We start from the raw sequence: 8,263 nt of genomic DNA, 5'->3' as shown, positions 1-8,263 counted from the left end.
AAGCTGGTCGAGGCCGAGGGCTTCGAGAAGTTTCTGGACGTCAAGTACAAGGGCACCAAGCGTTTCGGCCTTGATGGCGGTGAATCGCTGATCCCGGCGATGGAGCAGATCATCAAGCGCGGCGGTTCGCTGGGCCTGAAGGAGATCGTGCTCGGCATGCCGCATCGCGGCCGCCTCAACGTGCTCTCGCAGGTGATGGCCAAGACCCATCGCGCGATCTTCCACGAGTTCAAGGGCGGTTCGTTCAAGCCCGACGACGTCGAGGGTTCGGGCGACGTGAAGTACCATCTCGGCGCGTCCTCCGACCGCGAGTTCGACGGCAACAATGTCCACCTGTCGCTGACGGCAAATCCCTCGCATCTGGAAATTGTCGATCCGGTGGTGATGGGCAAGGCCCGCGCAAAGCAGGATATTCTCGCCACCCAGCGCGAGGGCGAGATCGTTCCGCTTTCGGAGCGCGCCAAGGTGATGCCGCTCTTGCTGCACGGCGATGCCGCCTTTGCCGGCCAGGGCGTGGTGGCCGAGGTTCTGGGTCTTTCGGGCCTGCGCGGCCATCGCGTTGCCGGCACGGTGCATTTCATCGTCAACAACCAGATCGGCTTCACCACCAACCCGGCCTTCTCGCGCTCCTCGCCCTATCCGTCGGATGTGGCGAAGATGATCGAGGCGCCGATCTTCCACGTCAATGGCGACGATCCGGAAGCCGTGGTCTATGCCGCCAAGATCGCGACCGAGTTCCGGATGAAGTTCCACAAGCCGGTCGTCATCGACATGTTCTGCTATCGCCGCTTCGGCCATAACGAGGGCGACGAGCCGTCCTTCACCCAGCCGAAGATGTACAAGGCGATCCGCGGTCACCAGACCGTGACCCAGCTTTACGCCGAGCGGCTGATCAAGGAAGGCCTGATCACCAAGGACGAGTTCGAGCAGATGCTTTCCGACTGGAAGGACTTCCTCGAACAGGAATTCGAGGCCGGCTCCTCCTACAAGCCGAACAAGGCCGACTGGCTGGACGGTGAGTGGTCGGGCCTGCGCGCCGCCGACAATGCCGACGAACTGCGTCGCGGCAAGACCTCGGTTCCGATGAAGACGCTGAAGGAAATCGGCAAGAAGCTGACCGAGGTTCCGGAAGGCTTCAACGTGCACCGCACCGTGCAGCGCTTCCTCGACAACCGCGCCAAGATGATCGAGACCGGCGAGGGGATCGACTGGGCCATGGGCGAGGCGCTGGCCTTCGGCGCGCTCTGCCACGAGGGCTTCAAGGTTCGTCTGTCGGGTCAGGATGTCGAGCGCGGCACCTTCTCGCAGCGCCATTCTGTGCTCTACGATCAGGAAACCGAGGAGCGCTATATCCCGCTCCAGCATATCCATCAGGCGCAGGGCCGCTACGAAGTCGTCAACTCGATGCTTTCGGAAGAAGCCGTCCTCGGCTTCGAATACGGCTATTCGCTGGCCCGCCCGAACGCGCTGACGCTCTGGGAAGCCCAGTTCGGCGATTTCGCCAATGGCGCGCAGGTGATCTTCGACCAGTTCATCTCGTCGGGCGAGCGCAAATGGCTGCGCATGTCCGGTCTCGTCTGCCTTCTGCCGCACGGCTATGAGGGGCAGGGCCCGGAGCACTCCTCCGCCCGTCTGGAGCGCTGGCTGCAGATGTGCGCCGAGGACAACATGCAGGTTGCCAACTGCACCACGCCGGCGAACTATTTCCACATCCTGCGCCGCCAGTTGAAGCGCGACTTCCGCAAGCCGCTGATCCTGATGACACCGAAGTCGCTGCTGCGCCACAAGCGGGCAACTTCGACGCTGTCGGAAATGGCGGGCGAAACCGCATTCCACCGTCTCTTGTGGGATGACGCGGTCGAGCACGACACGCCGATCAAGCTGGTCAAGGACGCCAAGATCCGCCGCGTGGTTCTGTGCTCGGGCAAGGTCTATTACGACCTGTTCGAGGAACGCGAGAAGCGCGGCATCGACGACATCTACCTGCTGCGCGTCGAGCAGCTCTATCCCTTCCCCGCCAAGGCGCTGATCAACATGCTGTCGCGCTTCAAGAACGCGGAAATGGTATGGTGCCAGGAAGAGCCGAAGAACATGGGCGCATGGTCGTTCATCGAGCCCTATCTGGAATGGGTGCTGACCCATATCGACGCCAAGCACACACGGGTGCGCTATGCCGGCCGTCCGGCGGCTGCTTCCACGGCCACGGGCCTGATGTCGCGCCATCTGGCGCAGCTCGAGGCCTTCCTGGAAGACGCGCTCGGCGAGTGATTTGAACTTTCCCAGCATGCCGGTCGAGGAGCCCGGCATGCGCAGACCGCCTCAAGGCGTTTTGAAACAGACATTATCAAGATCGGGACTTTTGAAATGGCCACTGAAATCCGCGTTCCCACTTTGGGCGAATCCGTTACCGAGGCAACGGTCGGCACCTGGTACAAGAAGGTCGGCGACGCGGTTGCCGCCGACGAGCCGATTGTCGAGCTTGAAACCGACAAGGTGACCATCGAGGTTCCCGCACCCGCCGCCGGCGTGCTGTCGGAAATCGTTGCTGCCGAAGGCGAGACGGTTGAGCTGAATGCCCTGCTCGGCCAGATCGGCGAAGGCGATGGCGTTGCCGCCAGCGAAAAGAAGGAAGAAAAGCCCAAGGAAGAGGCCAAGAAGGACGAAGCGCCGAAGGAAGAGGCCAAGTCCGAAGAAAAGGCCGAGGGCAAATCCGGCGACATGCCGGCCGCTCCCGCCGCCGCCAAGATGATGGCCGAGAAGAACATCTCGGAAGATCAGGTGGAAGGCACCGGCAAGCGCGGCCAGATCCTGAAGGGCGACGTGATTGCCGCCGCCGCCAAGGGCACATCGGCTCCGGCCCCGTCGGACACGAAGGCGCCGGCGCGCGGCCCATCCAAGGTTGAGGATGCCGACCGCGAAGAGCGCGTCAAGATGACCCGCCTGCGCCAGACCATCGCCAAGCGCCTCAAGGACGCCCAAAACACGGCCGCGATGCTGACCACCTTCAACGAGGTGGACATGACGGCGGTGATGGAGATGCGCAACAAGTACAAGGACCTGTTCCTGAAGAAGCACGACGTCAAGCTCGGCTTCATGGGCTTCTTCACCAAGGCCGTCTGCCATGCGCTGAAGGAAATCCCGGCGGTGAATGCCGAGATCGATGGCACCGACATCATCTACAAGAACTTCTGCCATATCGGCATGGCCGTTGGCACCGACAAGGGCCTCGTGGTCCCGGTCGTGCGCGATGCCGACCAGATGTCGATTGCCGAGATCGAGGCCGAGATCGCGCGTCTCGCCAAGGCGGCCCGTAGCGGCCAGCTTTCGATGGCGGACATGCAGGGCGGCACCTTCACGATCACCAATGGCGGCGTCTACGGCTCGCTGATGTCCTCGCCGATCCTGAACGCGCCGCAGTCGGGCATTCTCGGCATGCACAAGATCCAGGAGCGGCCGATGGCGATCGGCGGCCAGGTCGTCATCCGCCCGATGATGTATCTGGCGCTGTCCTACGACCACCGCATGGTCGATGGTCAGGAGGCAGTGACCTTCCTGGTCCGCGTCAAGGAAACGCTGGAAGATCCCGAACGCCTCGTTCTCGATCTCTGATCAGCAAAACCGGGGGCCGAACATGAGCATCGAATTCCTGATTACGGCGCTGATCGTTGTTCTGGCTCCCGGCACGGGCGTGGTCTACACGCTCGCCACCGGGCTGGCGCAGGGCAGGATGGCAAGCGTGGCGGCCGCCTTCGGCTGCACGCTCGGCATCATTCCGGCGATCCTTGCTTCCGTCTTCGGTCTCGCCGCGCTGTTTCACACCAGCGCGCTTCTTTTCCAGACGGTGAAGTTCGCGGGCGTTGCCTACCTGCTCTATCTCGCCTGGCAGACGCTGAGGGATCGCGGTACGCTCAGGGTCTCGGGCGAGGGGACGCCGCGGCGCAGCCTGTTTGCGATCGCGCGCAACGGTTTTCTGATCAACATCCTGAACCCCAAGCTCTCCGTGTTCTTCCTCGCCTTCCTGCCGCAATTTGTCTCGCCCGCCGCTGCCTCGCCGATACTGGAAATGCTGGCGATGTCGGCCGTGTTCATGGCGATGACGTTTGCCGTCTTCGTGGTCTACGGCCAGTTCTCCGGGCTGATGCGCGACCGGGTGCTGTCGAGCGAGCGGGCGATGGTATGGATGCGGCGCAGCGTGGCGCTGGCCTTTGCCGGTTTCGGACTGAAGCTGGCGCTCTCCAGCCGCTGACAACATGCCAGGGAGTTTTCCGTCAGTCATGTCTTCGTCCGCTTCGATTGTCTCTGCACTGGCTGTCGCGCTGACGATTGCCGGCTGTCAGAAAAAGGAGCCCTTCGATATGGCTGCCGTCTCCAGCAATCTCGAAGTCTTCTCCATGGACAATGCGGCCATGAAGGCGAACTATCTGGTAGAAGTCCCGATCGGCGAGCTTGAACTGCCGGATGGCCGGCTCGTCGCGATGGACCCGCTGGTGATGCCGGAAATGGAACCATTCGAACGGAGGGTTCCTGAAGGCGTCTACCCGGTGACGTTCATCCGGGGCGACGAAGAATATGCCCGACCCGCGCTTCTGGTGATCCGTTTCTCGGATGAGCCGGTCGAGCGCTTCGAACTGGCAACGCGACCGGGACAAAACGTGGAAGACCTCGAAGAGGGCTATTTCTATGGCATTCCGGTCGACACCGGACTTGCCGCATTTGCCAATAGCGGCTTTGCCGCCGCCGAGGAGAAGCGCGACGCCGAGGAACGCGAAAGGCGCGGTGACGACTATATCTCCTATTACGACGATGTGCTCGCCGAGGCGCTGCCGGGCGACAGCAATGATGAGCATGTGCTCCACCATCCCATAGAGGGCGATTTCGGTGCGGCGGCGATCGGCCAGTCAGGCTGGGGCGACGGGTTTTACCCGGTGATATGGGGGTTTGCCGCAGACGACAGCCCGGTGCTTGCCTTTATCGATTTCTATGTGATCGAGAACGGCGAGGGGCTGGAGCCCGGCGAACTTGCCAGCCGCAGGGCGCTGGATGCGATGACCGAGCAGCAAAAAGCGGATAATGTCGCCGCATATGACGCCATGAAGACGGGCGATATGAATGGCTTTGCCGCCTATGTCGACGACAAACGGATCAAACCCGAGGATCCGGTCATCCTTACGGGTGGGTCATTCATGGCGGAGGCGATCAGGCTGAACAACGCAGAGGCGCTGAAGATCATGATGGACGCTGGCGCGCGCGCCAAGCCCGGTGCGGTCGATTCGGAGTGGATCGAAAGTTATTACGGTTATGCGGAAGATCTGAACGAAGGCGCTCGCAAAACCGGAAAGATACCGCCACGCTCCGAGGAGTTGATGGCGCTGTTGAGACAACTCGAAAGCGGAAACGCCGAACAATAGGCGGTTTCCGCCCAAGCAGAGGATAGAAGAATGGCATATGATCTCATCGTAATCGGTTCCGGTCCCGGCGGCTATGTCTGCGCGGTCAAGGCATCGCAGCTCGGCATGAAGGTCGCCGTCGTCGAGAAGCGCGCCACCTATGGCGGCACCTGCCTCAATATCGGCTGCATCCCTTCCAAGGCGTTGCTGCATGCCTCGGAATATTACGCACACGCCGCCCATGGCATGGAAAGCCTCGGTATCAAGCTTTCCGGCGTCGAACTCGACCACGAGAAGCTGATGGGCCACAAGGACGCGGTGGTGAAGTCGAATGTCGAAGGCGTCGCCTTCCTGTTCAAGAAGAACAAGATCGACGGCATTCAGGGCACCGGCAAGATCCTCGCGCCCGGCAAGGTGCAGGTGACCAAGGAAGACGGCTCGACCGAGGAGCTTGAGGCGAAGAACATCGTGATCGCCACCGGCTCCGATGTCGCGGGCATTCCGGGCGTCGATGTCGAGATTGACGAGGAGACCATCGTTTCCTCCACCGGCGGCATCGCGCTGAAGAAGGTGCCGGAAAAGATGATCGTTGTCGGCGGCGGCGTGATCGGCCTCGAGCTTGGCTCGGTGTGGTCGCGTCTCGGCGCCAAGGTGACCGTGGTCGAGTTTCTCGACAAGATCCTCGGGCCAATGGATGGCGAAGCCTCCAAGCAGTTCCAGAAGATGCTTGTCAAGCAGGGCCTTGACTTCAAGCTGTCCGCCAAGGTGACGGCGGTCGAGAAGGCCGAAAACGGCGCGAAGGTGACCTTCGAACCGGTCAAGGGCGGCGATGCCGAGACCATCGAGGCCGACATCGTTCTGATCTCGACGGGTCGCAAGCCCTATACCGAGGGCCTCGGCCTGGAAGAGGCCGGCGTCAAGCTGGACGATCGCGGCCGGGTCGAAATCGACGGCCACTTCAAGACCAACGTCGACGGCATCTATGCGATCGGCGATGTGGTCAAGGGCCCGATGCTGGCGCACAAGGCCGAGGACGAGGGCGTGGCGCTCGCCGAGATCCTCGCCGGTCAGGCCGGCCACGTGAATTATGATGTCATCCCGAGCGTCGTCTACACCCAACCCGAAGTCGCCTCCGTCGGCAAGACCGAGGAAGAGTTGAAGAAGGACGGCATCGCCTACACGATCGGCAAGTTCCCGTTCATGGCCAATGGCCGGGCTCGCGCGATGGAGGCGACCGACGGTTTCGTCAAGGTGCTCGCCGACAAGGAGACCGACCGCGTCCTCGGCGTTCATATCGTCGGCTTCGGCGCGGGCGAGATGATCCACGAGGCGGCGGTGCTGATGGAATTCGGTGGCTCGGCCGAAGACCTCGGCCGTACCTGCCACGCACACCCGACCATGTCGGAAGCGGTGAAGGAGGCGGCGCTCGGCGCGTTCTTCAAGCCGATCCACATGTAAGGCGCTTTCCGCCTGCTTCATGAAAACTTCGTGACCTTCGAAAGTGCGGCTTGCTTTGCAGGCCGCATTTTCGTTTCATGGTTTATCCGAACAAGCTCTTGATAAGAGGGGTAAATCCTGTGCGTCCGACTCCGGTTTCCTTTTCGCGCTCGCAGCGCGCCCTGCACTGGATCATGGCGTTGCTGATTCTGTTCAACCTGCTGTTTTCCGATGATCTGGTGCGCTGGGGCGTTCTGTATTACGGCAACAAGCCCATTCCGGACGATGTTCAGCTCTCGGCCGACATCCATGCCTATGTCGGGATCACGGTACTCGTTCTAGCATTGATCCGGCTGGCGTTGCGCTTCATCCAGGGCGTGCCGCCCGAGCCTGAGGGCGAGCCGGCGATCTTTCGGCTGCTGTCGAAGGTGGCGCACTGGACGTTTTATCTGATGTTCATCGTGATGCCGCTTGCCGGCATCGCCGGCTATTATTTCGGCAGCGGCGCAGCCGCGCTGGCGCATGCCAATCAGATGAAGCTCGTGATGTGGTTTCTGATCGTCACCCATATCGCCGCCGTCGCGGTCCACCAGTTCTACTGGAAGACCGGGATATTGAAGCGGATGACGACCGGCTGACGGCTACCGCGCTGTTGCGAGGCGGTTTCCGGCCTCGTCGAATGCATGGCAATGCGCGGGCGCGGCGGCGAGGTGGATCGTGGTGCCGGCGGCAAGTTCGCGGCCGGCCGGCTGTTCCAGGATGATCGGACCGTGGCCTTCGACATCGGCGTGGACCAGCCGCGCATTGCCGAGATATTCCGTCAGCCTGACTTTCGCGGCGATGGCGCCCTGATCCTCCGACGTGATTTCGAAACTGTCCGGCCGGATGCCGCAATAGCGGGTTTCGGGCGGAAGCCCGCTCGCGGCGCGAAGGGTTTCGAATTCGGGCGTCAGCTCGAAGATGTTCATCTTCGGCGCGCCGATGAACTGGGCGGCGAACAGGTTGGCCGGGCGCTCGTAGAGGTCCTCGGGGCTGCCGACCTGCTCGATCTTGCCATCGCGCAGAAGCACGATCTTGTCGGCAAGCGTCATCGCCTCGACCTGGTCATGGGTCACATAGATCATCGTCCGCTTCAGCCGCGCATGCAGCTCCGAGATCTGGGTGCGCATATGTACCCGAAGCTCGGCATCGAGGTTGGAGAGCGGCTCGTCGAACAGGAAGGTTTCCGGCTGGCCGACGATCGCGCGGCCGATCGCCACGCGCTGGCGCTGGCCGCCGGACAGCTCGCGCGGATAGCGTTCGGTGAGCTTGTCGAGCTGCAAGGTGGCGACCGCCTCTTCCACCAGCCGGTTGATCTCGGCGGCCGGCGTCTTGCGCACCTTCAGTCCGAAGGCGATGTTTTCGCGCACCGTCAGATGCGGATAGAGCGCGTAGGACTG

General features: G+C 62.1%; 7 protein-coding genes. 6 read left to right on the top strand and 1 reads right to left on the bottom strand.

Annotated features, from left to right (window positions below; genetic code table 11):
* The 6 genes from B4E36_RS05085 to B4E36_RS05060 all read left to right on the top strand — a co-directional run.
* A partial coding sequence (locus B4E36_RS05085) for a 2-oxoglutarate dehydrogenase E1 component (protein WP_345900063.1) occupies positions 1 to 2,268 on the top strand: 2,268 nt, incomplete at its 5' end.
* Between the two features lie 96 nt (positions 2,269 to 2,364).
* The gene (odhB, locus tag B4E36_RS05080; protein ID WP_292052440.1) at positions 2,365 to 3,609 is read left to right on the top strand and encodes a 2-oxoglutarate dehydrogenase complex dihydrolipoyllysine-residue succinyltransferase; all 1,245 of its coding nucleotides are present in this window, start codon (positions 2,365 to 2,367) and stop codon (positions 3,607 to 3,609) included.
* Positions 3,610 to 3,631: 22 nt separating this feature from the next.
* A complete protein-coding gene (locus B4E36_RS05075; RefSeq protein ID WP_292052438.1) occupies positions 3,632 to 4,246 on the top strand; it encodes a LysE family translocator in 615 nt (204 codons plus the stop codon).
* A gap of 109 nt (positions 4,247 to 4,355) precedes the next feature.
* A complete protein-coding gene (locus B4E36_RS05070) occupies positions 4,356 to 5,408 on the top strand; it encodes a DUF4241 domain-containing protein (protein WP_292052437.1) in 1,053 nt (350 codons plus the stop codon).
* Positions 5,409 to 5,438: 30 nt separating this feature from the next.
* Positions 5,439 to 6,845: a dihydrolipoyl dehydrogenase gene (gene lpdA, locus B4E36_RS05065; protein WP_292052435.1), complete on the top strand. Its 1,407-nt coding sequence runs from the start codon at positions 5,439 to 5,441 to the stop codon at positions 6,843 to 6,845.
* Positions 6,846 to 6,964: 119 nt separating this feature from the next.
* Complete coding sequence (locus tag B4E36_RS05060; protein WP_292052434.1) at positions 6,965 to 7,462, top strand: cytochrome b; 498 nt, start codon at positions 6,965 to 6,967, stop codon at positions 7,460 to 7,462.
* A 3-nt stretch (positions 7,463 to 7,465) separates the two neighbouring features.
* On the opposite strand, the gene B4E36_RS05055 is transcribed toward B4E36_RS05060, so the two are convergent.
* Positions 7,466 to 8,263: ABC transporter ATP-binding protein (locus tag B4E36_RS05055; RefSeq protein ID WP_345900062.1), on the bottom strand; the 798-nt coding region annotated here is incomplete at its 5' end.

This window comes from Martelella sp. UBA3392 (assembly GCF_002358775.1).
Taxonomy (GTDB): domain Bacteria; phylum Pseudomonadota; class Alphaproteobacteria; order Rhizobiales; family Rhizobiaceae; genus Martelella; species Martelella mediterranea.
Note: the sequence above shows the minus strand (reverse complement) of the source record. Positions and strands in the feature narration are given on the sequence as shown.